20 protein-coding genes, 8 tRNA genes and 1 pseudogene are annotated in these 26,667 nt (G+C 67.7%); 14 read left to right on the forward strand and 15 right to left on the reverse strand.

Annotated elements, in window-relative coordinates:
• Positions 1 to 272: 272 nt before the first annotated feature.
• Complete coding sequence (locus GC106_RS31870) at positions 273 to 1,475, forward strand: ArsB/NhaD family transporter (RefSeq protein ID WP_173138315.1); 1,203 nt, start codon at positions 273 to 275, stop codon at positions 1,473 to 1,475.
• A 190-nt stretch (positions 1,476 to 1,665) separates the two neighbouring features.
• Here GC106_RS31870 and GC106_RS31875 read toward each other — a convergent pair whose 3' ends face one another.
• The 3 genes from GC106_RS31875 to GC106_RS31885 all read right to left on the reverse strand — a co-directional run bounded on the left by GC106_RS31875 (position 1,666) and on the right by GC106_RS31885 (position 4,923).
• On the reverse strand, positions 1,666 to 2,334 hold the full coding sequence (locus GC106_RS31875; protein ID WP_173138317.1) for a hypothetical protein: 669 nt from the start codon (positions 2,332 to 2,334) through the stop codon (positions 1,666 to 1,668).
• A 110-nt stretch (positions 2,335 to 2,444) separates the two neighbouring features.
• Positions 2,445 to 4,220, reverse strand: coding sequence for an FG-GAP-like repeat-containing protein (locus GC106_RS31880; RefSeq protein ID WP_173138319.1), 1,776 nt, complete (start codon positions 4,218 to 4,220; stop codon positions 2,445 to 2,447).
• Positions 4,221 to 4,293: 73 nt separating this feature from the next.
• The gene (locus tag GC106_RS31885) at positions 4,294 to 4,923 is read right to left on the reverse strand and encodes a helix-turn-helix domain-containing protein (RefSeq protein ID WP_173138321.1); all 630 of its coding nucleotides are present in this window, start codon (positions 4,921 to 4,923) and stop codon (positions 4,294 to 4,296) included.
• A 17-nt stretch (positions 4,924 to 4,940) separates the two neighbouring features.
• On the opposite strand from GC106_RS31885, the gene GC106_RS31890 reads away from it, so the two are divergent.
• On the forward strand, positions 4,941 to 6,176 hold the full coding sequence (locus GC106_RS31890) for a PEP/pyruvate-binding domain-containing protein (protein WP_173138323.1): 1,236 nt from the start codon (positions 4,941 to 4,943) through the stop codon (positions 6,174 to 6,176).
• 14 nt (positions 6,177 to 6,190) lie between these two features.
• On the opposite strand, the gene GC106_RS31895 is transcribed toward GC106_RS31890, so the two are convergent.
• The 3 genes from GC106_RS31895 to GC106_RS31905 all read right to left on the reverse strand — a co-directional run bounded on the left by GC106_RS31895 (position 6,191) and on the right by GC106_RS31905 (position 9,089).
• Positions 6,191 to 6,889, reverse strand: coding sequence for a CpXC domain-containing protein (locus GC106_RS31895; RefSeq protein WP_173138325.1), 699 nt, complete (start codon positions 6,887 to 6,889; stop codon positions 6,191 to 6,193).
• Between the two features lie 2 nt (positions 6,890 to 6,891).
• Entirely contained in the window at positions 6,892 to 7,377 is a 486-nt protein-coding gene (locus tag GC106_RS31900; protein WP_173138327.1) for a hypothetical protein, read from the reverse strand.
• A 68-nt stretch (positions 7,378 to 7,445) separates the two neighbouring features.
• Complete coding sequence (locus GC106_RS31905; RefSeq protein ID WP_173138329.1) at positions 7,446 to 9,089, reverse strand: hypothetical protein; 1,644 nt, start codon at positions 9,087 to 9,089, stop codon at positions 7,446 to 7,448.
• A 114-nt stretch (positions 9,090 to 9,203) separates the two neighbouring features.
• On the opposite strand from GC106_RS31905, the gene GC106_RS47135 reads away from it, so the two are divergent.
• On the forward strand, positions 9,204 to 9,986 hold the full coding sequence (locus GC106_RS47135) for an NUDIX hydrolase (protein WP_217281243.1): 783 nt from the start codon (positions 9,204 to 9,206) through the stop codon (positions 9,984 to 9,986).
• A gap of 100 nt (positions 9,987 to 10,086) precedes the next feature.
• On the forward strand, positions 10,087 to 11,253 hold the full coding sequence (locus GC106_RS31915) for a cytochrome P450 (RefSeq protein ID WP_173138331.1): 1,167 nt from the start codon (positions 10,087 to 10,089) through the stop codon (positions 11,251 to 11,253).
• On the opposite strand, the gene GC106_RS31920 is transcribed toward GC106_RS31915, so the two are convergent.
• The 6 genes from GC106_RS31920 to GC106_RS31945 all read right to left on the reverse strand — a co-directional run bounded on the left by GC106_RS31920 (position 11,250) and on the right by GC106_RS31945 (position 18,636).
• Entirely contained in the window at positions 11,250 to 12,674 is a 1,425-nt protein-coding gene (locus tag GC106_RS31920) for a phospholipase D-like domain-containing protein (protein WP_173138333.1), read from the reverse strand. The genes GC106_RS31915 and GC106_RS31920 overlap by 4 nt on opposite strands.
• Positions 12,675 to 13,850, reverse strand: coding sequence for a vWA domain-containing protein (locus GC106_RS31925; RefSeq protein ID WP_173138335.1), 1,176 nt, complete (start codon positions 13,848 to 13,850; stop codon positions 12,675 to 12,677).
• Positions 13,850 to 15,019 (reverse strand): AAA family ATPase, encoded by a 1,170-nt coding sequence (locus GC106_RS31930; protein ID WP_173138337.1) that lies wholly within the window; start codon positions 15,017 to 15,019, stop codon positions 13,850 to 13,852. Before GC106_RS31930 ends, GC106_RS31925 begins: the two co-directional genes overlap by 1 nt.
• A gap of 4 nt (positions 15,020 to 15,023) precedes the next feature.
• Positions 15,024 to 16,649: an ankyrin repeat domain-containing protein gene (locus tag GC106_RS31935; protein WP_173138339.1), complete on the reverse strand. Its 1,626-nt coding sequence runs from the start codon at positions 16,647 to 16,649 to the stop codon at positions 15,024 to 15,026.
• 455 nt (positions 16,650 to 17,104) lie between these two features.
• A complete protein-coding gene (locus tag GC106_RS31940; RefSeq protein WP_173138340.1) occupies positions 17,105 to 17,737 on the reverse strand; it encodes a class I SAM-dependent DNA methyltransferase in 633 nt (210 codons plus the stop codon).
• 122 nt (positions 17,738 to 17,859) lie between these two features.
• Positions 17,860 to 18,636, reverse strand: a complete 777-nt coding sequence (locus GC106_RS31945) for a class I SAM-dependent methyltransferase (protein WP_173138341.1) — start codon at positions 18,634 to 18,636, stop codon at positions 17,860 to 17,862.
• 401 nt (positions 18,637 to 19,037) lie between these two features.
• Between GC106_RS31945 and GC106_RS31950 the strand changes: the two genes are divergently transcribed.
• Positions 19,038 to 20,819, forward strand: coding sequence for a chitinase (locus tag GC106_RS31950; RefSeq protein WP_173138342.1), 1,782 nt, complete (start codon positions 19,038 to 19,040; stop codon positions 20,817 to 20,819).
• Positions 20,820 to 20,880: 61 nt separating this feature from the next.
• On the opposite strand, the gene GC106_RS31955 is transcribed toward GC106_RS31950, so the two are convergent.
• A complete protein-coding gene (locus tag GC106_RS31955) occupies positions 20,881 to 22,326 on the reverse strand; it encodes a hypothetical protein (protein WP_173138343.1) in 1,446 nt (481 codons plus the stop codon).
• Positions 22,327 to 22,649: 323 nt separating this feature from the next.
• On the opposite strand from GC106_RS31955, the gene GC106_RS31960 reads away from it, so the two are divergent.
• The 9 genes and pseudogenes from GC106_RS31960 to GC106_RS32000 all read left to right on the forward strand — a co-directional run.
• Positions 22,650 to 22,721, forward strand: a tRNA-Glu gene (locus tag GC106_RS31960).
• 16 nt (positions 22,722 to 22,737) lie between these two features.
• Positions 22,738 to 22,809: transfer RNA gene (locus GC106_RS31965), tRNA-Glu, on the forward strand.
• 5 nt (positions 22,810 to 22,814) lie between these two features.
• Positions 22,815 to 22,891, forward strand: a tRNA-Leu gene (locus GC106_RS31970).
• 1 nt (position 22,892) lies between these two features.
• Positions 22,893 to 22,965 (forward strand) — tRNA-Leu (locus GC106_RS31975).
• Between the two features lie 7 nt (positions 22,966 to 22,972).
• Positions 22,973 to 23,044 (forward strand) — tRNA-Gln (locus tag GC106_RS31980).
• A 10-nt stretch (positions 23,045 to 23,054) separates the two neighbouring features.
• Positions 23,055 to 23,141 (forward strand) — tRNA-Ser (locus tag GC106_RS31985).
• 49 nt (positions 23,142 to 23,190) lie between these two features.
• A tRNA-Lys gene (locus tag GC106_RS31990) sits at positions 23,191 to 23,264 on the forward strand.
• Between the two features lie 82 nt (positions 23,265 to 23,346).
• Positions 23,347 to 23,417: transfer RNA gene (locus GC106_RS31995), tRNA-Cys, on the forward strand.
• Between the two features lie 246 nt (positions 23,418 to 23,663).
• Positions 23,664 to 24,536, forward strand: a pseudogene (locus GC106_RS32000) (RNA polymerase sigma factor); the annotation flags it as partial.
• On the opposite strand, the gene GC106_RS48980 reads toward GC106_RS32000, so the two are convergent.
• Both GC106_RS48980 and GC106_RS48985 read right to left on the reverse strand, forming a co-directional pair.
• Complete coding sequence (locus GC106_RS48980; protein WP_281368673.1) at positions 24,516 to 24,881, reverse strand: EAL domain-containing protein; 366 nt, start codon at positions 24,879 to 24,881, stop codon at positions 24,516 to 24,518. The pseudogene GC106_RS32000 and the gene GC106_RS48980 sit on opposite strands and share 21 nt — an antisense overlap.
• The gene (locus tag GC106_RS48985; RefSeq protein ID WP_281368674.1) at positions 24,868 to 26,628 is read right to left on the reverse strand and encodes a putative bifunctional diguanylate cyclase/phosphodiesterase; all 1,761 of its coding nucleotides are present in this window, start codon (positions 26,626 to 26,628) and stop codon (positions 24,868 to 24,870) included. Before GC106_RS48985 ends, GC106_RS48980 begins: the two co-directional genes overlap by 14 nt.
• Positions 26,629 to 26,667: the final 39 nt, after the last annotated feature.

A 26,667-nucleotide genomic window follows, 5' to 3' on the forward strand; every position in this document is an offset into this window, starting at 1 on the left:
GGCGGATAGTCTAGCTACTTACCACTAGCGCAGGAAGCGGGTTTTCGTTTCGCATTCGACTGGAAGTACGGTCGATATTCATGCATTCGGGTGAGTGACGCATTCTGAGGCGTGGGCTAGCGCTTACCATGTCGGTCAGAACTGACCAAGACGCGCTCACAGCCGAGGGTGGCTGTGGGACGATGACGGCTATGCCAACGCCAGGAAGGCGGTCAGCTGCCCAGATCAACGAGGACGAGGCCGCGGAACCATCCGGGGAGCCGCCCTCCTCGATGACGCGCTCCCGGTGGCGTTTGCCTCGCCTGCATGCTCTCGACTGGATAGCGATCGGACTGCTGCTCGTCGGCTGTCTGTGTGTCGCCTTCGGCGCGTTGCCGGTGGCCGACGCGCGGGCCACGGTCGTCCGGCTCGTGCCGTTGTTGCTGTTCCTCGGCTCCGTGATCATCCTGGCCGAGCTGACCGCGGCGGCCGAGGTGTTCGACGTCGTCGCCATCCGGCTGTCGATCATCGGCCGCGGCCGGTACGTCCTGCTGTTCCTGCTGTGCGTGACGCTGGCGTCGGTCACCACGATCACGCTGAACCTGGACACCACGGCGGTGCTGCTGACGCCGGTCATCCTCGCGCTGGCGTCCACATTGGGCATATCGCCGCTGCCGCTGGCGATGACCACGGTGTGGTTGTCGAACACGGCCAGCCTGTTGCTGCCGGTCTCCAACCTGACGAACCTGTTGGCGGCCGACCGGGTCGCGCTGTCGCCGTCGGAGTTCGCCGCCAAGATGTGGGCGCCGCAACTGGCCGCGATCGTCGTCACGGCGGCATGCCTGTGGATCTGGTACTGGCGGCGAGGCCGGCGCGGCGGGCAGCTCCGCTATGAGCTGCCGCGCAGGCGGGAGCCCGCGGACAAGCCGTTGTTCACCGTGGCCGCGGTGGTCTGCCTGGTTTTTGTGGTCGGGATTCTGGTCGGCGTGCCGATCGGGGTGGCGTCGTCGATCTCGGCGGGCGCGCTGCTGATCGCGTTTCTCGTGCGCAGGAAGTCGGAGCTGCGCTGGGCGCTCATCCCGTGGCGGCTGCTGGTCTTCGTGATCGGGCTGTTCCTGGTGATCGACACGATCAGCCTGCACGGCCTGGACGCGCTGCTGCACGGCCTGATGGGAACCGACGACAACGCACTCGGTGCCGCCCGCGCCGCGGCAGCGGGCGCCGGGCTGTCGAACGTGGTGAACAACCTGCCCGCGTACGTCGCGGGTGAGTCCGTGATCCCGGTGGACAACCACACCCAGTTGCTGGCGCTGTTGGTCAGCACGAACGTCGGGCCGGTGATCACGCCGTGGGCGTCATTGGCGACGTTGCTGTGGTACGAACGGTGTCACGCTTCCGGCGTGAAGGTGCCGATGGGGCGGTTCATGTGGACCGGAGCGATCCTCGCGGTGACCGCACTCGTCGCTTCCGTCGGCGTCCTGGTGGTGATGAGCTAGGTTAGGTCGTGTTTCGAATGTCCCGGTCGATGAGAGTCTGCCCCGGCCGGAGGCCGGAATCGGCTCGGTGGGGCGGTTCCTGGCGTCGCCGCGGGATCGCCGCGAATACTGGTTGTCTTTGGGCGGTCCCGCGGTGGCGTCAGGGGCCGCATCCGGCCCGGCTATCGCGATCGGGCATTTGAAACACGGCCTAGCCGTTGCCGGTCATGGCGTGATCGGCGATGGCTCTGCTCGCCTCCTCAGCGGCGGCTATGGTCTCCTCATCGCCGCAGGTTTCCCGCCGGACCTGGTGATCGGCGACGTCCAGGGCGGCCAGCGAACGGTCGACGGCTTCCGGGTTGGTCAGTCCGAGCGCGACCGTGACGACCAGTTCGTCGCGGTCCGGCACGACCGTCTGGTGGAAAACACCAGCCGGCAACTGGTAACAATCGCCGGAACCGTAAACGTCGACGGTTGCCGTCTCATAGCGGACCAGCCGCCCGGTCGCCCGCAACCGGTCACCGTCCGCGCTGCTGTGCACTTCGAAAACCTGGTGCGTCGGCGCCTCGGTGTCGTCGATCACCCGGATGACCTCGTTGTGCAACTCCCCGGTGAGCACACAACTCAACAGTTCCCAGCTGTGACAATGCGTCGGTAACGTTGTCAGCGATGTGTGCCACCGCGGCCCCCATACGTGAATGCACACACCCTCATCACCTTGCCGATGCACGGGCAGGCAGAGAAAACCCAGTGGGTGTTTTACCGCCCTGATCGGGCGGCGCCCCGACGCCACCGCGCCGAGCACGTCGACAGCCCATTGTTCGACCTGGTCGACGGAACGCTTCTTGATCGCCTCGGACAGTTCGAAGTACAGCGTCATACCGTACACCCGGAGAAGAGGATCATTACGGAGAGTATATCCGACATGACGCCGCTAATACCACCGCGTTAATCGGGTGCCGTTCTGTGTCCTTTTCCCTTGACACGGCATCAGCCGCCGCAGCGGCCGGTGAACACGTCGGCCTTGCCGTCACCGGTGAAATCGGCGAGGGCGAGGCTGTTCTGCGGGCACGACCCAGTCCGCAGCTGCGCCCACGACTTGGCGCCGCCGGACGAGAAGTACCAGCCGCTGCTGTCCGCACGGAACACGTCGGTCCGGCCGTCGCCGTCAAGGTCGCCGAACTTCAGCGCCGAGGCCGGCGTGCCGGAGAGCGCAAGCGGTTGCCATGGGCTGACGCCGCCTGCCGAATAACGCCAGCGACTGTCGACCATGGCGAACACGTCGGTCTTCCTGTCGCCGTCGAAGTCACCGAAGCCCAGCGATTCCACCGGCAGGCTCGCTCCGGCCAGCGGTGCCCACGATGCCCGGCCGGCCGCGGAGAAGTACCACTTTCCGTTGTCCACCTTGAACACGTCCGTCCGGCCGTCGCCGTCGAAGTCGCCGAACCGCAGGTCGGCCAACGGCACGGCCGAAGTGGCCATCGGCTGCCATGAGGTCACCGCGCCCGAGGAGAACATCCACTGCTCTCCCTGCACGGTGAACGTGTCCGTCCGGCCGTCACCGTCGAAGTCACCGAACCGCAGGTTGTGCCGGGTCGTGCCGGACTGCGCCGCGGGAACCCAACGGCCGGTGCCGCCCGGCGAGTAGTACCAGCGGGCTCCGGTGGCGCGCAGGACGTCCGTCCGGCCGTCGCCGTCGAAGTCGCCCAGCCCGATCTCGGAGACGTCGAAGGTGTACGGCGCGAGCGGGGCCGGCGCCGCCGTTCCGCCGTCGGAAAGCTGCCACGCCACCGGTTTCGGCGACGTGTGACAGTTGGTGGTCGTGGTGTTGTACGTGTTCGGCCCGATGTTCATGTTGCCGGTGAACAAGGTCTGCTGGATCGCGGTACTCGCGGACGTGTGCGCGAAGCAGTTGCCGGACACGTAGGCGCCGGTGGCAGGCCGGCCACGAACCTTGACCGCGGTCTCCACTTTGGACCGGAAGGTGTTGTGCTTGATGTGGATGACGTCACCGGCGTACGGCGCGCCGTTGCCCAGGGCCTCGTCCTCGCCGTGCATGTCGAAGCCGTGGCTGCGAGCGTTGTCCACCACGAGGTTGTATCTGGCCTCGTAACGCTGGGTTCGAATCCCGTTGCCCGCGATGGCGTGGCGGTTCTGCGTGAAGGTGTTGTACTCGATGACCGCGCTGGAGTGGCCCACCAGCACGATGCCGTACCCCAAGCCGGTGCGCCGGTTGTGGTGGACGTTGTTACGGCTGTACCGCGCCTCGATGGTGTCGCGGATGACGACGGCGCCGTGCGACCAGGCGGACAACTCGTTGTTGTCCACGGTCAGATCGGACGCACTGACCGCTTCGATACCCCGCGAATTGTCGTACTGGTACGCGTTGTCCCTGATCTCCGAGTCGGGGCCGCGCAGCCGCAGGCCGGTGACCCGGGTGCCGCTGCCGGTCACGCGGAACTGTGCCCACGACTCGTTGCCTTGGCCAAGGTCCAGCTCGGTGTTGTACAGCAGCGCGCCTGGTGCGCCGCTCGTGCCGCGGTCGCTGGCCAGCGTCACCCCGGCCGGGATCACGATGCCCTTGTGGCCCGTCAGGTCGATGGACGCCGTACCGGCGACGAACACAGTGTCACCGGCTGTCGCGTTGGCCAAGGCCGCGATCAGCTCGTCCCGCGTGCCGACCGTGACGGTTCCGGCCGCTGTGGCCGGGGCCGCCAGCGTCGCGGTGACCAGCAAGGCACCCGTGAGCACACCCAGAATCCGCATCGATCCCCCAGGATCTCGAAGAAACACCCCATGTAACCACAGCGTCGGCTACGATGGCGTCATCATCTGGATGTTATGACCATCTAGACTGGCCGAGGGTGGTGAGCAGGTCTTCGTGCAGGTGGAACCAGACGGAGTGGTACGAGTCCATCCGTTCGCTGAGGTAGTCCGGCTCGCCCGCGTTCGCCCTGGCCAGAGCCGAGCGGAGGCGGATCGGGTGGCGCTCGAACCGCGAGATCGCCGACGTCAGGACCGCGCAGACAGCCTCGGCTCGCTGGTGGAACTCGTTGAACAGGCGGAGCACGCGGGCGTCGTACGCCGAGTCGGCGTGGTCGTTCAGCGTCGCGACGCCGTCGACCGAACGCATCTGCCATGCGGTGCACAGGTCGAGCAGTTCCGGGTTGAGGACGAGGAAGTCTTCGTACGCCCTGGTCACCCTCTCCCGGGCGCCCGAGGTCTCCAGTTCCTCGGCGACACGCTCGGAGTCCGCCGCACGGCCGGCGTCGGTGACGCTCCAGCCGCCGAACCCGCCCGGCTCACGGGTGACGAGCCCGTCCACCGCGAGGTCGATGAGCTCGGATTCCACAGCGGACGGTGTGAGCCCGGCGGCGTCGGCGATCCGGCCGAGGTCCGCCACGCCGATGCAGCGAAGAGTGTGCAACACCAAAAGATCGGACGTGGTCTGATGCGAAGAGTTCGACACGGGCCCAGGTTACCGCGATGAAGTGGATCCACAAGCTCACCGCGGACCTCGACGAACCAGCGGATCTCATTGGTGGCAAGGCTTTTGGCCTCGTGACACTGATGCGTCTCGGCCTGCCCGTGCCACCTGCGTTTGTCATCACGACGGAGGCATGCCGTGAATTCCTTCACACCGGACGGTTTCCTGACGATCTGACGGCCGAGCTCGCTCGCATGGACCTCAGCGGCCCTGTTTCCGTGCGATCCGGCGGCAAGATTTCCATGCCCGGCATGATGAACACGGTCCTGAACGTGCGCGACGGGTTGGAACAGGCCGTCACCGCGGTGTTCGAGTCGTGGAACACACCACGCGCCAGGACTTATCGCGCACTCCACGACATCCCTGACGACCTCGGCACAGCCGTGATCGTGCAGTCGATGGTGCACGGCGACCGCGACGACCACAGCGGCGCAGGCGTAGCGTTCAGCCGCAATCCCAACACCGGCGCTCCAGTTCCCTACGGAGATGTCCTGTTCGGACAGCAGGGGGACGCCGTCGTGTCCGGGGCCGAGCCCACGTTGCCGCTGACCGAACTGTCCAGAGAACCTCAGGTGTGGGACGGACTTCGTAAGGCACTGACGAGGATCGAACAGCACTACCGTGACGCCTGCTACGTGGAGTTCACGTTCGAAGCCGGAGAGCTGTGGTTCCTGCAAGTACGGCCCGGCAGGTTCGTCGGGAGCGCGGCGGTTCGTCTCGCGGTCGACCTCGCGGACGAAGGAATGATCAGTCGTGACGAGGCGGTGGACAGAGTGTCCACGACAGACATCCGGAACGCCCGGACGCCTCGGGTCGTCGGGGCGAACGTCCTCGGCCGTGGGATCGGCGCGTGTCCCGGGGTGGCCGCGGGCGCAGTGGTGACCACTTCGGACAAAGCCGCCCGCGCCGAGGGTCCGGTCATCCTCGTCCGGCCTGAGACGTCCCCCGTCGACATGCACGGCCTTGCTGCCGCCAAGGGAATCGTGACCGCACGAGGTGGACCGGCCAGCCACGCCGCCGTTGTCGCACGGTCGATGGGCAAACCGGCCGTCGTGGGCGTCACCGCCCTCTCCGTCGCTGACGGCGCGATCACCATCGGCACGCGAACCATCCCCGAAGGCACGCCGATCACCATCGACGGCACCAGCGGAACGATCTTCATCGGTCACGCCGACGTGTCGACCGCCGGGAACGACCCGCACCTGAACCGTTTGCTCAGCTGGAAGCGAACGTGACCGACCGGCGGCGATCACCCAGCGGGCACGGCCACCTCAGCCCGGCCGTCCATCATGATCCGGCCGAGGTCGACGTACGGCCCGACCCGCATCTCCCGCAACAGCGACCGCCAGGCGTCCTCGGCCGCCAGCGAGACGATCTCCGTGGTGGGCATCGACACGCAGAACTGCTCGCCGTCCGTCGACCACAACACGAAGGTCACCGACTCCGCGGAAGCCTCCACCACGCGAGGACGGCGTCCAGGCGACATGACCGCACCGGTCTGCTGCACGATGGCCAGTTTGGCGACCTCGACCGCGCGGTCGTCGATGCCGGCGTCGAGCAGGCGGATCTTTTCGGCCAGCGCGTCGAGGCCGAAGACCGCCCGGACCGTGAACCCGTCGGCCTCGGCACGCAGGAAGGCGGGCGCGAGGTCGATCAGCGACTGCCGGAACACGTCCATCGGCTGCTGTTCCAGGTTGGCCCAGCCGGGTTCCATCGTGCGCGGGAACTCGCCGATCCAGCGTTTGCGGTCGAAGTCGACGTAGATCAGCGGCCCGTCCGCGCGATACTCCAGGCCGCAGCCCGCGCAGGTGAAGCACTGGAACGTGCCCGCGACGATCGCCGCCACGATCTGCGGCACCCGCGAGCCGTGCAGGCTCATCGCGACCGTCTCGACATTCGCTGTGCCGCAGGCGGTGCAGACTATCGACTGTGGACGGAAAACGGACATGGCTACCTCCCGCCGGGCAGTTCCTGACGTACCTCGAAGGTGCCGTCCGGTTCGCGCAGGATCCGGGAACGCCAGAAGGGCCTGCGCGAAGTCATGTTCCAGTACTCGACGACCTGCTGGCCGTCGACGGACACCAGTCTCGGCAGCGTCATCACCGCGGGATTGCCGGACTGCTCGATGGCGAAGCCGGTGAGGAACGGCGTTCCCGGGTTGCCTTCGAGTTTGCCGATCGCCCCGGCGACCAGCATCGGGTCGACCTCACGCGCACCGTAGCCGAGGGCTCGCAGGACAAGGGCCACGTTCTCCTCGAACGAGAAGTGCAGCCTCCCGTCGAAGACCCCGGTGGCGCCGCTGCGCGGGTCCTGCGGGTCGTACGCGTGGAACACCAGCAAGCCGGGGACTTCCGGCCCGATGTCCACGCGCATCCGGTCCTTGTCCAGCCGGAGCTCGCGGTGCAACGCCGTTCGCAGCTCTGCCTCGTTCACCATTCCCGTTCCTTCTGGACCGCACGCCACGAGCAGCAGCGCGACCGTGAGTATCCTCAGTAGACACACTGTCAGGGGAAGCCGGGTCCGGTGCTGCCGTCCGGCAACGCGGGTCCTGGCCCGGCCGCGCCCTCCCCACCGGTCGCCTGGTCGACGTGCACGTCGAACCACGCCTTGGTCGCCGGGTCGGCCGCGGCCAGGATCGCTCCCTTGGTCGGTGGAGCGTAGTACGCGTTGTACGCCTCGGCGATCCATTCACCCGGTGCGCGGAACTGGTACGACGACACCTTCCTGGTCCGCGTCGCCGGGTCGTAGCTCCACCACTGGGATGCGTACGCCTCCTGGTAGACCCGGCCACCGATCGCGACACCACCGTCGTCCGCCGGGCGGTACCACGGGTTACCGGGGCTCTTGTCGGCGAAGCAGACCTGCAGCGCACGGACCGCGTCGTCGGCGAGAACCGCTGTTTTCGTGGCCGCGTCGAGGGCCGACCAGAACGGCAGCGCTTCGAGGCGCGTCTGGATCTGATCAGGGACGCGGTCGTTGATGACGTCCTGCAGCGCGTCGGTGATCGCGGTCTTCTGTTCCGGCGGCAGGCCGTTGATGGCACCCGCACTGCCCGAGACCAGCGTCGCGGCCAGCGAACCACCGTCACCGTGAGCCTGCCAGTTGCCGCCCGCGGCGTTGCCGATGCAGTACGAGTCCGACAGGCCGAGCCTGCGGTCGACGGCATGGCCGACCTCGTGCCGGACCACGCCGTCGAAGAGGTTCTGGCCCTGTAGCGGCGCCGGAACGACGCTCATGCCGCCGCCGTAAGGGTTCGCCGTCGCGTCGACAACGCCGTCACGGGCCCGCAGATCGCCGTAGCCCATGGCGATTCGGCGGTCGCTGCCGTAGTACCCGCCCGCGGGTCCGGTGTCCTGGTAGCGGTCGATCCGCAGCAGTTCGGGGTTGCCTTCGACCGCGCCAGGCGGCAACGACTGCAACACGTTGTACATCCGGCGCAGGCTGGCTCCGTCCCATTCCTCGGCGACCTCGCCGCCGGAGGTCTGGGTCCCGAACTCGATCCGGAACCGCAGTCTCATCCACAGCTTCAGCGTCTCGACTTCGGCATCCGGTGTGGCGTCGAACAACACGCGCAGCGCGCCGTGCTCGGCCTCACCGATCGCCGACGAGCGGGCGAGGTTCTCGGCCAGACGGGAACGGCTGGTGCTGCCGAGTTTCTGCGCGAGCGTGGTCTGCTGGGCCGGTTGCAACGCGACGAGGATGCGGAACACTCCGGCCGCGTCCTCATCGGTGATCGCCCAGTCGAAAACACCGTAGCTGAGCAGGCTGTCCACGTACGGCTGGACGGCGTCAGGCCCCATGGCCACGAGCACCTTGGTGAACGCGGACGTCTGCCGGGCACTGGACGGCAGGTTGTCCAGCAGGCGGGTCTTGGCGGTCTGCGAAAGCCTGCCCAACGCGGCGGTCAGCGCGGGCCCGGGAAGAGTCGCCAGGTCGTTCAACGACTCCACGGCCTCGGTGTCGGTGACCGCCCAATCCGTGACCCCGTAGGACATGCGGTCCTCGACGTCGCTCACCACGTCGCGCTGTACCGACAGCAGCCGGGACATCGCCGCGTTGCCCGCGCCCTGCAGGCCGGCAACGCTCCTGGGTAAGGCGGATGTGGCCGGTGTCCGATCCTCAGGCTGCTGCCCGATTCGCCTGTCCATCACGTGCCCCTTCGACGCTCCAGGCGGACGCTAGGGCATCCCCGGTGGGCCGCGACATGCCCAGAAGGGCAGACCGGCGGACGCCGTTTCGGCCGGACACGGCATGATCAGGCGGTGAACGCATTGATGGTCACCGTCCTGGCCCCGCTGATCCTGGTCGCCGTCGTGGTCGTGATCGTGGTGTCCACCAAGAACAAGCGGCAGGGGCCGCCGAACCAGTTCTACGGCCCGCCCGGCGGCTATCCCCCGCCAGGACCCGGGCCCCAGGGATACGGACCGCCAGGGTACGCACCGCCGCCACCCGGGTACCCCTCGCAGGGATACGCGCCGCCACAGCCTCCGGGCTATCCACCGCAGCCGCCGCTTCCTCCGCAGCAGCCGCCGCCTCCTGCCGCGATGCCGCCGGGGTACCAGCCGCAGCCGCAGGACCAGGTCGTCACCGCGGCCAACGGCTACCAGCTGTTGCTGCCGCAGTTCGCGCCCGGCCAGCAGGCGATCATCAGCCTCGCGGTGGTGGCACAGGGAAAGGTGTGGTTCCGCGCCATGCCCAACGGCACCGGCGTGTTCGGCGGCGGCCTGGACATCATCAGTGGCCGTCGGCAGCCGACCGAGGACGTGCTGACCAGCGTGCGCCGCATCCTCGCCGAGGAGACCGGCGGGCTGACCGGCCGTCCACTGGCGACGGTCGGGCACGCGCAGTGGGATCTCGGCTCGGGTCAGGAGAACGAGGTCTGTTACGCGGTACTGCTGGACATCCAGCCGGGTGCCCCGTTGCCCGCGGTGGGCATGACCACGTGGGCGAGCAGGCAGGACCTGGCGACGTTCCGGGATCTGGGGCCTCGCGCGCCGGTCGCGTGCGACTTCGCCGACAAGGCCCTGTCCGCCGCCGGGGTGTGATCTCATTCCCTCGTGAGTGTTTGTCAGTGTTAGAACACTGACAAACACTCACGAGGGTGCCGACGATGGTTGACGGGTCGTTGCAGGAGAGGGAGAAGACATGGCTGCCGACGGGCGCAAAGTCGATCGAGGCCCGGCACCGGCCGGCTGTCCCGTTCAGCACAATCCGGACGGGACCTGGCAGATCAACGGATACGTGGCCGGTCGCGCGTTCTTACGCGACCACGACACAGTCCAGGCAGGTCTCGGCATCGAGACCGTGGAAGGGTTCCCTGAGAAGATCCGCCGGCCCGTGCTCTACCGGGACGGTCCTGAGCACCGGGAACACCGTAAGCAGACAGCCAGGTTCTTCACGCCCAGACGGGTGGACGAAGCGTACCGCACGGTGATGGAGCGAGTCGCCGACGAACAGATCGCGTTGCTGCGCAAGGGCGGCGCGGTCCACTTGGCCGACATGAGCTTCCAGGTGGCCGTGGACGTCACGTCCGCGGTGATCGGCCTGACCAACAGCAAACCGGGGATCAAGCAACGGCTGGACTACTTCTTCCCGGAGAAGTTCGGCACGCCGGGTTTCACCAGCCTGCACGGCCTCTACTGGGTGTGGCGGCAGCTCAGGGGCTGGTCCCAGATCTACTTCGCGGACGTCCGGCCGGCCGTGCGGGCCCGGCGGGCGCAGCGGCGGGACGATCTGATCTCGCACCTGATCGACGAAGGCTGCTCGGCCGCCGAGATCCTGGGCGAATGCCTGACGTTCGCGGCGGCGGGAATGGTCACCACCCGTGAGTTCATCGTGATGGCCGCGTGGCACATGTTCACCAATGACGAAGTGCGGGCCACGTACGTGGCCGCCGACGAGCCTGAGCGGCTGTCGATCCTGCACGAGGTACTGCGGCTCGAACCGGTCCTCGGTCACCTGAAACGACGGACCACCAAGGACATCCAGGTCGATTCGGTGACCGTGCCGTCCGGTTCGGTCGTCCGGATCCAGATCGACCACGCCAACCTGGACACCGAAGTGGTCGGCGAGGAGCCGTTGGCGCTGCGCCCGGGCAGGTCCATGGCCCACGGCGGCAGCCCGACCGGTCTGTCCTTCGGGGACGGTCCGCACAAGTGCCCCGGCTCGCACATCGCGATCATGGAGGCGGACATCTTCCTGCACAGGATGTTCTCGTTGGACGGCATCCGGATGGTCCAGCCGCCGCGGATCACGTTCAAGGAGGACATCGCCGGGTACGAACTGCGCGGCATGCAGGTCGCGGCCGGTTAACCGTCGACCAGCAATCCGCGCAGCGGCCCTTCGAGCCGTTCGGAACGCCGTGAGACGCCGGGCAGCATGGTCAGCCGATGGGAATCGTGCTGCTCGGCGTACTGGCGCCACAGGTGGTCGACCACGTCCGCGGGATCGCCGCCCACCTCTTCCTCCGGCAGTTCCAGGTGTTCCGCCCACAGTCGCAGTCTGGTCTGCCGGATGAGTTTCTCGTCGTCGGTGACGAGGTTGGCCTCGGTGTCGTTGAAGAGCGAATGCTCGTTGAGGTTCGCTGAACCGACGGTCATCCAGGTGTCGTCGACGATGCCCAGCTTGGCGTGCACGTACACGGGCACCGAGTTGTCGCCGTCGTGCGAGGTCAGCGTGACCGCCAGGAGGCGGTGGCCGCCGTCGTCGGCGTCGAGCAACCTGCTGAGCTGGCCGCGGGTGGTGTCCGCGCCGTTGCTGGGTTTGCGGGGCAGCAGCAGGACCACTCGGAACCGGTCGTCGGGCGGGTCACGCAGCTTGTCGATCAGCACCTCGGTGATCTCCGGCGACCACAGGAACTGGTTCTCCAAGTACACCAGGCGTTTCGCCGACCGCAACGCACGCAGGTACGCGTCGAGCAGGCTGAAGTCGCCGCGCGGCTTGAAATCGTAGGTCTTCTCCGGGATCGTGCGGACGAACTGGACCGTCGAGTCGCCTGCCGGGTCCGGCACGCGCGGCTCCGGCAACGTCTCCCCGGCCACTTCCATCCAGCGCTGCCGGAAGTGTTCGGCGACGTCGGCGACCACCGGTCCCTCGACCCGCATCGTCAGGTCGTGCCAGCCGATCGGCCGGTCCGCCGGGTGTTTCGGGCTGTCGTGCCGGTCGCCCTCCATCGCGGTGAAGTCCATCCCGCCGACAAACGCGACCTCGTCGTCGACGATCAGCAACTTCTCGTGATGGCAGTGCAAGGTCCGCTCACGTGAGTCAAGAACACACTGGATCTTGGTGTCCCGCATGAACTCCTCGCGGGCGAGCCGCGCTCTCTTCCTGGTCGGCTCGAACGCGGGGACCGGCGGCCCCGCCCACAGCAGCGCACGGACGTCCGCGTGCCCGGTCACGGACGACAGGATCTCCCGCAGGGTCCGCGAGTCCGGTCCACGGGTCGGCCGGAAGTCCGGGCTGGAATGCCAGCCCGCGAGATGCACGTGCGACCGTGCGCCGGTGATCGCCTCGACCATGGCGGGCAACGCCTGCTCACCGTCCACAAGCACGTCCGCCCGGCAACCCGCACGGATCGGCGCGTGCTCGGAAAAACCGCCTCCCTTGGCGGTGTCCATCACGTCGGCCCACCCGAGCCGCCGCAACCGGCGAGCGTGGTGCGAGCACAGCACCTTCTCCAGCCCGTCGCCGAGCCGGTCGTCGATCCAGTCGAGGAAGCCGGACACAAGGGCCATTTACCCGGCGGACGAATCCGGCAAACTAGGGCGGATACGCACGGCCTCGATCCACGCAGGTGGCTCGGGCGGAGTGTCGCCGACGAGCCCGGCGATCACGCGACACGAAGGGGTCTCCTCCGGCCACGGTGTGTGGCCGTCGGTGAGCACGATGACCACCTGTGGCCGGTCCGGCGCGGTCAGCGCGGCCTGGATGCCCACCCGCATGTCGGTGCCGCCACCGCCAGCCAGTTCGATGTCGGCGGTTCTGGTCACGCGTGCGACGGTGTGCACGTCGGCGTCACAAGCGAGCACCGTGACTCGGTCACCCCGGATGCCCACCTCCCGCAGGACGCCCGTGACCTCGGACAACGCCGTGGCCAACTCGGCCTCGCCCATGGATCCGGACGTGTCGATGACGATCGCGACTCTGGGCAACGGACGGCGCAGGCTCGGCAGCACCACACCGGGCATCGCCTTTGCTCTGCGTGACGGACGCCGATACGTGTAGTCCATCGCGCCGCTGGCCCACACGACCGCTTCGCGCACCGCCCCGGCGAGCACGACCCGCCAGTCGACCACCGGTTCCAGCAGCTGGCCGGCCCATCGCTGCCAGCCTCTCGGGAGGGTGCCGCCGGCCTTGTGGTGCGCCCGCATGGCCTCGGCCGTCTGCCGCCGGATCGCATCCGCCTCGACGGGGCTGACGGCAGGACCTTCCTGGGTCTCCCACGGCGCGGCGTGTCCGTGCGCACCGGAACCGCAGTCGTGGTCCCCCTTCGTCGGCGGGATGTGCGGCAGGTACTCCTCGAAGAGCCGGCCGGCCGACCGGCCGAAGTCGCCGGGGACGACCCGGAACGCCGGCAAGGGGACGCCGTCGGTGATCAGGTCGTCGTTGATCTCGCAGTCCTGGGCGACGTTGACCCGGTGGTGGTCGCGGGTCGGCACCCGGCTCGCTCGTCCGTGGTGATCACGCAACAGGTGGGCGACCTCGTGCATCCACACCCCGGCCAGTTGCTCGACCGGCGTGCGCGCCACGAAGGCAGGCGAGACGTAACACCGCCAGTTCTTGTCCACACCCATGGTCGGCACGTTTTCACTGACCACAATGGACAGTGCGTACATCGCCGTGGCCAGATACGGGCGGTCACTCGCCGCCCGGTACCGCGCTGCCAGCAGTTTGGTGCGGTCGAGTTCCATTACAGCGCACCGGACATGTCGAGCAGGTCAAGGAACGCCTCGATCCCGCTGGGCACCGGCCATTCCGGCTTACGCATCACGGCCAGATCGGTGGCCGCCCTCGCCGCCACGTCCGGCACACCCGCGTCGACCGCCTTGGCCAGGACCGTCCAGCCCGCCTCCCACCGCTGTTGCGTGAGCCTGCCCTGCACGGCCGCCACGACCGCGGTCAGGAACGCCAACTGCCGGTCGCCACGATCCGGCAAGGCGAACCTGGCCGGGTCGGCCAGCACGTGGTCCGGATCGGGCAGGTCGAGTTCTTCCATGTACGCCAGGAACTCCATGCCGGCCGCCTGGCCGACCGCGCCGACCAACGCGGTCGCCAGCGGTTCACGCTCGGCGCCGCAGGCGTAGCCCACAGCAAGGAGTCTGAGCGCCATCTCCCATGTCCTGGGCGACGGCCATGCCCGCCCACGTGCCTCGGCATCCGACGGAAGGTGGTGCACGAGACCCGGTCGTGCGGTCAGGAAACCGGAGACCGTGCCACGTGCTTTCGCGACGGCGTTGGCCGTCCTGCTCCGCTCGACGACAGGGACTGACAGCGCGGGCCACGTGCCCGCCATGCCGCGCGCGACGACGCGAGCGTCGAACGTCCAGTCCAGGTGCACGAAACGGTTGGCCAGTGGCGGGCTCAGGTGCCACCCGTCCGCCGCGCTGGACGGCGGATTGGCCGCCGCGACGACGCGGACCGTCTCCGGCAGCCGCAGACTGCCGACCTGGCGCTCCAGCACCACTCTGAGCAACGCTGCCTGAACGGCAGGCGGCGCCGAGGAAAGCTCGTCGAAGAACACCAGGCCTTTGCCTGCCTTGACCAGCCGCACGGCCCAGTCCGGCGGCGCCATCGTGACGCCTTCGTGCGCCGGGTCAGCGCCGACCACAGGCAGTCCGGCGAAGTCGGACGGCTCGTGCACACTGGCGATCACCGTTTCCAGCGACACACCGAGGCCGTCCGCGAGCTGCCGCATGCCCGCGGACTTGCCGATGCCCGGCTCACCCCACAGCAACACGGGCAGGTTCGCCGAGACGGCCAACGCCAGGGCCTGGAGCTGGCCGCTGACACCGGCTTCGGTCCGTGTCGCCCGGAGCATCCCGGTCAGCTCGTCGGCGGCGTCAAACCCAGTGGTGCTCATCGGTTCATCGTTCCCTACCGACCCGCGGATACCGCGAGACCAACTCCGTCATGAGGAAGTCCAGGTCGTATCGGCACATGAGGGTGATCAGGCGCCGGAGACCGAGGTTGGCGCGGTTCACCACGTCGATCCGGGCGCCGGCGTCGACGAGAGCCCTGACCACGTCGGCTGATCCGTACTCGTAGATGGCCACGAACAACGGCGTGCGGTGCTCGTGGTCGTAGGCATCCAGGTCAAGACCAACGTCGAGCAGGCGCGACAGCAACAGCTCGTGGTCAAGCAGGTGGACGTAGTGCAGCAGTGTGCGTTTCCCACTGTCGCGGACTCGTGGGTCGATTCCCGCGTCCAGCAACTCGATCACGCCCGCGGTGTCACCATGCCGGGCACGGCCGAAAATCTCCTTGCGCAGCATGTGTAGGTGCTTCGGCAGTTGCTTGCCCTCCGCCCACGCCGTGCGGGCACGGAAACACCCGGACGCGGTCCCGCCCAGCGCTTGCAGCGCCTGCTCACGCCGGTGCTCCTGCTCGGTGTGCGGACCGCTGAGAACGCCGTCACGTGGCGCGATCAGATGCCACACACCCTGGCACCGCACTCTGACCAGCGGCACCGTGTACCGAGGCACAGGCTCCGGCTCCGGCATCGCCGGGAACAAGGAGGTGCGGACCAACGGATGCAGCTCGCCGGGCGTCATCCGGCCGGTCCGCAGCAGGTCCAGGTCAGGCAGCAGGTGAGCGATCACGTGCGGCAGCAGCGGCTGCCAAGCGGATGCCGCATGAACGTTCACCGCGAAGACGGGCACGTCCGCACGGAGGTCCACCGACATGCTGGAGTAGTAGGTCATGGGGTGCCTGAACTGGCTGTGCCCGGTTCGCTCCGCGAGCCCGCGTGTTTCATCGGCGAACCTGGACCACACGAAGGGCCACGTCCTGAGAACGTCATAGGTCCAGTTCGGCCTGCCGTCCGAGAACGTCGGCCGCGTACGCACCTCGAAACCCGCCTCCGCGAACGCCTCCTCAAGGTCGCCGCGTTCCTGCAGGACCGTCAGCCATTCCGTACGCGCCGCGGGATCACCTGTACCCGGATCGGCCGTCGGCAATTCGGCGAGCTCGCCGTCCGCGGTGAAGAACGGCGCCCGGTCTGTTCCACCGCCGCACCGCATCCGCAGCTCGTGCGCCTGAGTCGCGTCCCAGAGGTACCGGCTGGTGACCCAGCTCTGCAGGTGCGCGACGTTCTCCACAGAACCGACCGCGAGCCGCAACCGCTGCGGCGCCCGCGCCGACGAAGGCGTCTGAAGGTACAGCTCCGGCCCGTCCGGATAACTCGCGAGCACGATATTGCGTTCGGCCACAATGGTGTCCGGGCCGGACGCGTACCTCGGCATATGCCAGCGAGCCAGATCAGGCGCCAGCACAAGCAGGTCCTCCAGCACCTGGCCCGCCACCTCGGCACCGTACTTGACCGTCACCTCGTCCAGGTCGAACGTGACGCCGACGTTGGCGGCCGCGCACGCACCCCGCCAGTCTCCCGCAACCCGCCGCTCAGTCGCCTGCCGGATCATCGAGACAGGCACCGCGAACCGGCGAACCCGCCCCCAGTTGCCCATCGCCACCGGGCCAAGCGACGCCTTCATCTCCACTCCCCGATCAGTAAGCCCCTCGTGAGTGTTTATCAGGGTTAGAACACGGATAAACACTCACGAGGGGGGCTGGTGATCAGTGGGGGCAGTGGACGTCATGTGGTGGTCGCTGACCTGTGACAAGGAACGTGGTCCCAACTGGTCCCCGCACACGTTGCCCAGTTGCAGGTACACGCCGTGCCCGCCGGTTCCGACCGTGGTCATCCTCGCGCGATTCCCCAGCAGCTGGCCGGAGCGCTGCGGCCGGTGCCTCGCGGGTCGAATCCGATGATGTCGTAGCGATCCTTCACCTGTTGCGGCAGTCGAGTGCCGTGTCCGCCATCGCGGCCGCCGTCGTGAACAGCGCCGCGACGGCGATGAGAACCGCCGGTTTTCGCATGCGCCCAGGCTGGCCTTCCGGCCTGTTCCTGGCCATCAGGCCAGCCGGACGATCACCGGTGAGGACAGCCCTACGGTTTGCGGGCCATGTAAAAGCCCTGCGGTTGCTTTTCGTTGGTGTCCGCCGCCCGGTGCAGCCGCGCGACTTCGACAAAACCGGCTTCCTCGGCAAGAGACGCCACCCGTTCCAGCGGCATCCAGTACACGTCCAGGGAAATGTCGTGACCGTACCCGTGGGACAAATGCCTGCGCTCGTCACCCACCTTGAACGCCAGCAGCAACTGCCCGCCGGGCTCCAGCACCCGGAAGAACTCGGCGAACACGCCCGGCAGCTGCTCGGGCGGCAGGTGGATGATCGAGTACCAGGCGACCACGCCGCCGAGCGAGCCGTCCGGCACGTCCAGCGCGGTCATCGACCCCGTCTCGAACCGGAGCCCGGGATGCGAGCGCCGGGCCTGCTCGAGCATCCCGGGCGAGAGGTCGATGCCGAACACGTCCAGTCCCAGTCCGGCGAGGTGCCCGGTCACGATGCCGGTGCCGCAGCCGATGTCGGCGATCTTGCCGTGCACACGTTCCGAGAACGCGGCCAGCATCGCCCGGTCGAAGGGCAGCCGCTCGAACACCTCGCCCACCAGCGTGGCGTAGTTGGCGGCGGCGATGTCGTACGAATTCCGGATTTCAGCGAGGTACGCGGGTTCGGTCACGAAGCCAGACCCTAGTCCGGGGCAGGCTCGGGCCGTGGCCGGATGTGGATGTGGATGTCGGCGCCGGCCCGATGTGCCACCGTGGGTGACTCGACCGGGACGGACCGTGTTCCCGGCCCGCATCAACCCCGGCAGAGAATCTCACCGTGCAGAAGGCTGAACCAGCCGTCAGGGGCGGCCGCCCATTCCCGCCAGCCTTCGGAGATCCGCTCGAGATCGGCGCGCGTGGCGTAGCCGTGGCCCACGGCTTGGTCGGCGATCGCGGTCTTCAGGATGCGGTCCGCCCACATTCCGCCCCACCACGAGCGTTCTTCCGGCGAGGCATAACACCACACCGACGCACTGGCGGTCACTTCGGTGAATCCGGCCTGCCGGGCCCAGGAGAACAACCGGCGGCCCGCGTCGGGCTCACCGCCGTTGCGCCGCGCGACTTTCCGGTACAGGGCCATCCAGTCGTCCAGCGCGGGTACCTCGGGATACCAGGCGAACGCCCGGTAGTCGGAATCCCTCGCCGCCACAACGCCTTTGCTCACCCGGCGCATTTCCCGCAGCGCACCGATCGGGTCATGAAGGTGTTGCAGGACTTGGTGCGCGTGCACTACATCGAACGTACTGTCGTCGTACGGCAACGCATGCACGTCCGCGACCTCGAACCGGACGTTGTCCTGCCGCACGAAGTCCTGCGCCAGAGCCAGCGCCTCGGCCACGGGTTCGATCGCCGTCACCTGCGCCACCAGACCGGCGAAGCCGGCGGTGATCGTGCCGGGACCGCAACCGACGTCCAAAAGCGACATCTCAGGAGTCAGGTGCGGCACCAGGTATGCCGCGGAGTTCGCCACTGTCCGGTTGCGGTGCGACCGGAGAACGGCCTCATGGTGTCCATGGGTATAGGTCGGCACATTCACCACGATAACTCCGCCTCCTACATTTTGGGAGAAATATCCCGCAATATGGACACGGCGACTAGGTCGTGTTTTGAATGTCCCGGTCGATGAGAGTCGAGATCGAGGCGGTTCCTGGCGTCGCCGCGGGATCGCCGCGAATACTGGTTGTCTTTGGGCGGTCCCGCGGTGGCGTCAGGGGCCGCATCCGGCCCGGCTATCGCGATCGGGCATTTGAAACACGGCCTAGCTCGCCCTGCCGCCCCTCAAGCCACAGCCGCCGAGTGCCATGACGGCCCGGATCCACCGATCCTCCCCGAGACCGGGCCAGGCGCCGGTTTGGTCTAGACAACTCGCCGATCCGGTCCACACAATGTGAGTCCGGTGGCACCCTGCCTCGCCACCTGATGGAGGCCGCAATGTCGCGATCCAGCCCGCGGAGGTTGTCCGCGCTGTTCACCGCGTTCGCTCTGACCGTCACGGCCCTGGTGGCCGGCGCCGCGCCGGCCGGTGCGGCCAATCTGCTGAACAACCCGGGCTTCGAGGCCGGGTCCACGTCAGGCTGGACATGCCAAAGTGGCGCCGTCGTCGCCAGCCCGGTCCGCACAGGCAGTTACGCGCTCGCGTCGACCGCGACCGGGCAGGACATCGGCAAGTGCTCGCAGACGGTTTCAGTCGTGCCCAACACGACCTACGCCGTCTCGGCGTGGGTCCGCGGCAACCCCGTGTACCTCGGGATCACCGGCGGCCCGTCGACCTGGACCGCGGCGACCGGCTACGCCGAGCTGAAGCTGAGCTTCACCACGGGCGCGAACCAGACGTCAGCCGAGCTGTACCTGCACGGCTGGTACGGCGCCGGAACGTACAACGCCGACGACATCAGCCTGGACGGCCCGGGCGGCGGGCAACCGGGAGCTCCTGGTACGCCAGGGAATCCGAGCGTCGGCGCGGTCACGAACTCCTCCATCGCCTTGTCGTGGGGTGCCGCTGCGGGCACAGTGACGGGCTACCGCGTGTACGAAGGCAACACCGTCCGCGCGACCGTCACAGGCACGTCGACCACGATCACGGGGTTGGCGGCGTGCTCGACGCACAGCTACTCGGTGGCGGCGTACAACTCCGCAGGTGAATCGGCCAAGACTTCCCAGGTCTCCGGCACCACCACCGGCTGCACGTCCGTCGGCCTGCCGAAGCACGCGCTGATCGGCTACCTGCACGCGAGCTTCGCCAACGGCTCCGGCTACGTGCGGATGGCCGACGTGCCGGACACGTGGGACATCATCAACCTCGCGTTCGGCGAGCCGACCTCGGTCACGTCCGGTGACATCCGGTTCCGGCAGTGTCCCGCCGCCGAATGCCCGAACGTCGAACCGGAGGCCGACTTCATCGCCGCGATCAAGGCCAAGCAGGCCAAGGGCAAGAAGGTGCTGATCTCGATCGGTGGCGCGAACGGCCAGGTCCAGCTGACCACGACCGGCGCGCGGGACGCGTTCGTCAGCTCGGTCAGCGCGATCATCGACAAGTACGGCCTGGACGGGCTGGACATCGACTTCGAGGGCCACTCGCTGTACCTGAACGCGGGCGACACCGACTTCCGCAACCCGACCACGCCGGTGATCGTCAACCTGATCCAGGCACTGCGGACGCTGAAGAACAAGTACGGCTCGCGGTTCGTGCTGACGATGGCGCCGGAGACGTTCTTCGTGCAGGTCGGTTACCAGTTCTACGGCGGCGCGGGCGGTGGCGACAACCGCACCGGCTCGTACCTGCCGGTGATCCACGCGATGCGGGACGCGTTGACCGTGCTGCACGTCCAGGACTACAACTCCGGTCCGGTGATGGGCCTGGACAACCAGTACCACAACATGGGCGGCGCGGACTTCCACATCGCGATGACCGACATGATCAAGGCGGGGTTCAAGGTCGCGAACACCGGGCACACGTTCCCCGGCCTGCGGGAGGACCAGATCGCGTTCGGCCTGCCCGCCGCGGTCAGCGCCGGAAACGGCTACACCGCACCGGCCCAGGTGCATGCTGCGGTGAACTGCCTGGCCCGTAACCAGAACTGCGGCGGCTACACCCTGCGGGGCGGTGCCTCGCCTGCGTTCCGCGGACTGATGACGTGGTCGATCAACTGGGACCGTTACTACAACTGGGAGTTCCAGAACAACCACGAGCCCTTCCTCAACGCCCTCCCCTAGCGCCCACCCCCTCGTGAGTGTTTATCCGTGTTCTAACCCTGATAAACACTCACGAGGGTTTTCAGCGGAGGGTGATGACGACGGCGCTGCCTGCTTTCAGGTTCAGGCTGAGCGAGCCGTTGCTGACGCGGACGTTGTCCGGGCGTGCCTTGAGGTGCCCGCGACGGTCCACAGTGGCGCCTTGGATCGCGGTGGCCTCCTCGGCCAGGTTCGTGCCGGTCATGGTCAGCACTTCGGCGCCGCGGACCCGGTCACCCACCCTGATGTCCAGCTTCACCGGTGCCGCGGTGGTGTCTTCCTTCTGCACCACGGCGATGCGGGTGCGGCCGTCGTCGCCCTTCACGGCGTACGCGGTGATGTTGCGGTCGGTGGTCAGGTTCAACGGCAGGAACCGGCCCGGCCCCATCTGGCGGGCCATCCACAGGCCGTAGTAGATCGGCATGGCCTTGTAGACCTGGGCCCGCTCGTCCTCTTTGGTCGCCGCGCAGAACGGCGTGTACCGCTGGAACTTGCCGTTCCAGATCGGCTCGTTGCAGACGCCGAGGCCGCCGTGGATGTTGATGCCGTCAACGCCGCCCTGGGCCAGTTGCAGCGCGTAGTCCATGCTCCACAGCGCCGAGGCGTACTTGTTGCTGACGCCGTCGATGCCGCCGCTGTACGTGGAGTTGGCCTCGTCGACACGGAACGGCAGGTTCTGCGCCTTGGCCGCCGCGAGGTTGGTCTGCAGTTCCTTGAGCTGCTTGGTACGCAACTCCGGCGAGAGCAACGTCGGGATCGTCGTCGTGGCACCCGCCGGATACTGGTGCACGGTCACCATCGAGAGCTTGTCGCGCTCGTCCTTGGCGAGGTTCGCCGCCCAGGAGGACGACGTACCAGCGATGTCGGGACCCGCGATGCGGTTGTTGCCGACGGCGGCGGCACAAACGGCCCAGTCCTTGCGGTAGTCGGCGTACGCGTAACCCGTCGGCTTGTACCCGCGCATGGCCCACTGGTCGGGCTCGTTGCCGCACTCGGCCGCGGTGAGCCGGTCACCGAGGATCCTGAACATCTCCTTGGCCTGGTCCGGGCCGAGCGCCGGGTCCCAGCGGCCGACGTTGATGCCCACCTCGGCCTGCCAGCCGGTGGCCTTGAGCAGCCGGTTGAGCCGTTCGATGTCCTCGGGGGTCAGGGTGTTGGCGACCCATTCGGGCAACGGGTTCGGTGGCTGCTGGCCGCGTGGCACCCAGAGCGTGTCGCGGTCGAGCGTGTTGCCCGCCAGGCGGATGTTGCTGTCGCGGCCCAGGGTCCTGAACATCTGGAGCACGTTGCCCTTGCTGATGTCCAGGTTGCCGATGCCCAGCTCACGGATCTCGAACGACAGGCCGACGAAGTCCTTCGGCAGTGGTCCGGCCGGGTTCGCGCCGTCGATCGTGATGCCGGCCGTCGATTCGGCCGCTGAGGCGGGCTGGCTGGCCCCGATCATCGCCACGGCGGCGGCCGCGCACACGGCCGCCCTGAACTTGCGCATACCGGTCTCCTCGGATGTGAAGCGTGAAAACCGGCGGCGCGCCCGCACGGGCGGTCGAGGGGACCCTACGTGGTGGCAGACCGGGGAGGCAAGATCGCCGGAAAATGAGATTGACGTTCCCGGCAGGCATGCGCGATAGTTTTCCCATCAAACACCGATTCGAGCAGGCGGAGGGAAAGTCATGATCAGCAAGCTGGTCTGTCCGTCATCCCGGCTCGAATCGAAGCCGGAACGGCTCCCGCTATGACCTGAGCGGTCATGACCAGGGAGCCGCCCGTCGGAATACCGACCAGGGCGGCTTTCTTGTTCCAGGCCGCTCGCCAGGCCGATTCGGCCAACGGTCAGGCCGCCATGCTTTCACCATGGAAACCCGGGTTCGACTCCCGGATCGGCTGCGGTTCTCTGTTTCGGGGCGCGTTGGTCCAGCGGAACGGACATTGGTCTCTCACACCGAAGACACGGGTTCGACTCCCGTACGCGTCACCTGTGCGGTCCTAGCCCAACTGGGAGAGGCACCAGGCCGAGATCCTGGCCAGTGGGGGTTCGACTCCCCCGGACCGCACCACACCCCTGTAGCCCAACGGAAGAGGCAGCGCGCTCAGAACGCGTCCAGTGCAGGTTCGAATCCTGCCAGGGGTACGAGTGGTCCCGGTTGGTGCAACTGGCAGCACAACGGATTTTGGATCCGTTGATCCAGGTTCGAACCCTGGACCGGGAGCGCGGGGAAAGGAGGATTGGCCGAGCCCGGAAAGGCAGCCGTCTCGAAAACGGTAGTCGGCGGAAACGTCGCGCAGGTTCGAATCCTGCATCCTCCGCGTCCTCGGCGCAGGTGTGTCCACGGAAAGAATGCTCCTGCGTCGCGTCGGGTTGCTAGCTCAATCGGTCAGAGCTGCTGACTCTTAATCAGCAGGTTCGGGGTTCGAGTCCCCGGCAACCCACAGGTTCAGGGGACTCACGTTCGCGGAAAACGCGAACGAAGTCGCCGACCTGGCGATGCCGGGCTTCGCCCGGCAGCTGCCTGGCCCATGTCACGACGGTCGTGTGATGGTCTGCAACACCATTGGTACCGGGTTCGACTCCCGGATGGGTCTCAACTGATTGACGGAAGCCGACGAGTTCAGGAGGAGCCCGGTGACTGGGGTGACCGGGCTCCCGGAACACATCTTGCCGAGCCGGCATTTCATATCCCTGTCATCACGTTGACAGCCGTGACACCCGGCTCCTCGGTGCGCCGGGCCGGAAGCAACCTGACGTGTGGGGCATGTCGGTTTCGCGCGTCCTCGTTCGTCGTATTGGTAGACGAAGGAGGACGCGTGACCTACGTAGAGCTGTCCCCGGAAGACCAGCTCCGGCTGATGTACACCTGTTGTCACCCGGCGCTGTCCCTCGAAGCGCAGGTCGCGCTGACGTTGCACACGCTGGCCGGGTTGTCGGCAGCCGAGATCGCCAGGGCTTTCCTCGTCGGCGAGCAGGACATGACCGAGCGGCTGGACCTGGCACGGCGCACCGCGTGGAACGCCGAGGACGTTCCGGGGCACGACCGCACGCCGGCCGTGCTCACGGTCTTGTACCTGCTGTTCAACGAGGGCTATTCGGCGAGCCGGCGCAAGCTGGCCGACGAGGCCATCCGGCTGGCGAGGGTGATCGCCCGGTCCGATCTGCCCGAGGCGATCGGATTGCTGGCGTTGATGTTGCTGCAACACTCGCGGCGGGACGCCCGCGTGTCGGCCGACGGTGACCTGGTGACGCTGGACGCGCAGGACCGATCGCTGTGGCACCGGGAGAACATCGCCGAAGGCCTCCGGCTGCTCGACGCCGCGGACAAGCACGGCCGCCCCGGGCCGTATCAGGTCCAGGCCGCGATCGCCGCATGTCACGCGACGGCGCGCCGGGCCGAGGACACCGACTGGCCCAGGATCGCCGGGCTCTACGGCACGCTCATGCGGTTGACGCCGTCGCCTGTGATCGAGCTGAACCGGGCGGTGGCGATCGGGATGGCCGACGGCCCGGCCGCGGGTCTCGTGCTGGTGGACGCGTTGGCCGATCGGCTCGACGGCTATCACCTGATGCACGCGACACGGGCGGATTTCCTGCGCAGGCTCGGCCGCCGCACCGAGGCCGCCGAGGCGTACGCGCAAGCGCTTGCTTTGGCGTCCACCGCACCGGAACGGCGTTATCTGGTCCGGCGATTACGTGAGACGGGCGGCTAGGTCGCCCGGCGGGCACGCCGGGCCGTACCTGTCGCCGATCGCGAAGTCGGCGCCGGCCATGGCCCACCAGTCCGCCTGCTCGTCGGTGTGCACGCCGTCGACGATGACCTTCGCGCCGGAGCGGTGCACCAGCGGTACGAGCGTGGTCAGCGCCGCGGTGAGTGGCGAGTCCGTGGCCGACTGTGCCTGGCGCTCAACGAGCCTGCGGGCGAAGCGGACACAGCTGACCGAGACGTCCTCGAGCGCGGCCAGTTCGTCCGGTGCCGTGCCGAAGCCCTCCAGCATCGTCCGGATGCCCATGTCGGCGAGGGTGTTCAGGTTGTCGACGACCTCAGGCGAACGCATCGCGCTGACCGGGAACCCGACCATCCAACTGGTCCGCCGCGCCGACCGTGCGCAGGATTCGCGAGACCAGGTCCGCGTCCGCGGCTTGGTTCGTGGTCAGGCCGACGACGAGGTGGAAACCCCGGGTGGCTCGCTGCCGCCACCACCCGGCCTGCCTGCTCGCGGTCCGCAGCAGCCACTCGCCCAACGGCAGGATCAGCCCGGTGTGCTCGGCCAGCTCCACGCACTGGTCGTGCCCCAGCACGCCGACATCCGGCCGCTCCCAGCGCAACAGCGCTTCCACGTGCACGATCCGGCCGTCCTCGATCGCCGCCACCGGCCGGTACACCACGCTGATCTCGCCGATCTCCCACGCGCCCGGCATCGCGGCGGCGAGCGTGTACTTCCGGCGGTCGCGCTCGTCCTGGTCGGCGTGGAACAGTTCCCACTGGCCACGGCCGGCCGCCTTCGCCCGCCGCAGGGTGAAGTCCGCCGCCCGCAACAACTCCGACGGATCCATCGCGGGTGACGGCTTGTGCACCACGCCGATGCTCGCGGACACCGCGACGCCGTGACCGTCCACATAGATCGGTTCGGCGAGTTCGCTGTTGATGTCCTCGACGAGGGTGGCGACGCGGGGCGTGTTCTCGGTGTTCTCGACCAGGATGCCGAACTCGTCGCCGTCGAACCGGGCGACCATGGCCTTCTCCGCCGCGACGACCGCGCGCAGCCGCTGGGACACCGAGACGAGCAGCTGGTCACCGACCCGGCGGCCGAGGCCGTTGCAGATCATCGCGAACGCGTCGAGGTCCAGGTGAAACAGTGTGACGCCGTACCGCGGGTCGGCCCGGCGCAGCGCGATCTCGACGTTCGTGCTGAAGTACTGGCGGTTGGGCAGGCCGGTGAGCACGTCGTGCAACGCCTGCCGGTTCAGTTCTCCTTGCAGCAGCATCAGTTCTGTGCCGTCTTCGATGACGGTCACGAGATGACTGGGTCCGTGTTCGTTGCGCAGCACCGAGGCGGTGAGGGTGATCCGGGCGACGTCGCCGTCCTTGCGGATCAACCGCTGCGCTTGCCTGACGCGGTCCTTCCGGCCCGCGAGCAGATCGCGGTAGTCGTCCCGCAGGATGGTGGCGAGATCCGGGTGGATGAGGTCGAAGAGGGTGCGGCCGGCCAGTTCCTCGGAGGTGTAGCCGAGGATGTCGGCGATGGCGCCGTTCGTGCGGACCAGTCTGCCGTCCGGGTCGGTGATCAGGATGCCGCTCGCCGACGACATCGCGACCTCGTCGAACCGGGCCTCGCTCTGCCTGAGCCGCCACTTGGCGTCCCTGACCGCCTTGAGCAGCGAGAGCTTCATGGTCTCCTGCTGGTCCAGGGTGGCCTGCCGGTTGGCCTTGCTGAAACCGCCGGACAGCGCGCCCAGGGCGAGCACGATCGGTTCGGCGTACCGGGTGACCGGCTGGAACTCCGGCAGCGCCAACAGCCCTTTGCCCAGGGTGTCCATCGTGCACGGCAACGCTTGGTCGCTCGTGCAGCCGAGCTCGACCAGCCGCGCCCCCGCCTCACTCGCGGGACCCACATCGAGCGGCTCACCTCGCACCACGTCGCACAGCACGTCGAGCACCGCGGACAGTTCACGTTCCAACTGGCCCTGCTCGAACGTGAGAAAGACGTTGCTGTGCAACACATAGGCCCACTTGCGTGCCAGGATCAGCCGATCACGAGCGCGCCCGCGCGGCTGGTTCTCCCTGTGGACAGGCTCTGGCATAGCGGTATGCGGCCTCACAGCTGCCGGGAACACCTCGTC

It is taken from the genome of Kibdelosporangium persicum, assembly GCF_013280595.1.
Classification (GTDB): Bacteria; Actinomycetota; Actinomycetes; order Mycobacteriales; family Pseudonocardiaceae; genus Kibdelosporangium; species Kibdelosporangium persicum.